General features: G+C 46.0%; 2 protein-coding genes. Both read right to left on the minus strand.

Features of this window, described 5'->3' with window-relative positions:
- A partial coding sequence (locus tag ACSZO4_RS25525) for a helix-turn-helix domain-containing protein (protein WP_437891877.1) occupies positions 1–320 on the minus strand: 320 nt, incomplete at its 3' end.
- Complete coding sequence (locus tag ACSZO4_RS25530; RefSeq protein ID WP_437891878.1) at positions 317–1,375, minus strand: IS630 family transposase; 1,059 nt, start codon at positions 1,373–1,375, stop codon at positions 317–319. The genes ACSZO4_RS25530 and ACSZO4_RS25525, both read right to left, overlap by 4 nt.
- Positions 1,376–1,434: the final 59 nt, after the last annotated feature.

The following is a 1,434-nucleotide window of genomic DNA, read 5'->3' on the forward strand; positions in this document are numbered from 1 at the left end:
CTTAAGCTATCATAAAAAACATAGATGCCGGGAGATTTGCTATGACTATTCAACATTTCTTTCAACTGGTCTGAAATGTTACCCTCACAATCGAAAGAGTGGTGTTCACATACAATTTTAAACTCGGGGATGAGTGCAACCCCCATAAAATAGCGAGTTGTTTCAGTACGAGGTTTTATTTCGTTATTTATCCATTTCTTTATTTGACTCTGACTGTAACCTGTTTTTTCAGCTGCTTGAGAAATTTCCCCATCGAAATAATTTTTCACAGCGAATCGGATAGTTGCATTATTATCACAGAAGACTTTATTGGTAGTCATAAATCATTTCCTGATGATATTGAATCAGTCCTAAAAGGAGGTTTGAGTTTTTGAAAATTATCGTTAATACGACAGCTCATTTTCCCCGCTATCTCTGGCAGGGTATCGCTGAAAAATCCGTTTATCGCCTGCCGAAAGGCCTTTGCTGTGGCAAAATACCTATTATTCCGGGCTTGTTCATTCATGACCTTCCATAACCGCTCAATCGGATTCAGATTCGGGCTGTAGGGGGGCAGGTAGTGTAGTTCAATATTCATCACCACCGCCCAGTCCTGTACCAGTAAGGCCCGGTGATACGGGGCACCATCCAGTATAAGGTGTACTTTCTGCCTGACGGGGTAAGTCTTCCGGATGGCGATAAAAAACTCACAAATGGTTCTGGCATTAATCTGTGCATAATCACCGGTCACTGTTCGGGCAATATCGTTCAGACAGAGTGCCCCGATGATATTCATCCGGGTACGGCTGCCGGTGGTTTTAACCGGTTTGCGCTCACCCCTGCGTATCCAGCCACCACTCAGTTTCGTTGACTGCGTGGGATGCACCGCGTCCATAAACAGGATGGGTTCATTATCACCGGCAGTGAGCTTAAGAGCCTCATATTCAGTGATGAACTGCTGCTGTTTTTCTTCGCTGAACTTATGCGGGACGCCAGTCGGCTTTTTCCATGAAAAACCATTGCGGTGAAGCCACTTGTTCATTCCCGGAATGGAGTAAGACACACCGAAACGCTCCCTGACAAGGGCAACAATACTGGCTGTACTCTCGTGTACCTCAGCAGTCAGCAAACAGATTAATTCTGCTGACTGCGCAGAACTGAGGTGCCCCTGAGAGCCACCATTTTCAGAGTTCAACTTGCCCTCATCAATATAATCCGCGATATGGCGCAGAACGGTTGTCTCATGGATAAGCTGAGACTGTGCAATCATGGCCGTTGACCAGCCCTGAGCAGAAAGAAGCACGCAGCGAATCCTGTCGCAGACACGACGGTCACGACTATGTCGGTGCTGAGCCTCAAGGGCAGCAATCTGTTCAGGTGAAAGTCTGATATTCATGATTTTAGCATGATCCTCTGACGGCATGAAATCAAGCAGTTTCAATGATCACGGGTATA

This window comes from Phytobacter sp. V91 (assembly GCF_965644225.1).
Lineage (GTDB): Bacteria > Pseudomonadota > Gammaproteobacteria > Enterobacterales > Enterobacteriaceae > CBFFRJ01.

Bases quoted from the DNA above. Each gene is read 5' to 3' on its own strand.
- ACSZO4_RS25530 (WP_437891878.1), bottom strand. From the start codon at position 1,375: ATGAATATCAGACTTTCACCTGAACAGATTGCTGCCCTTGAGGCTCAG.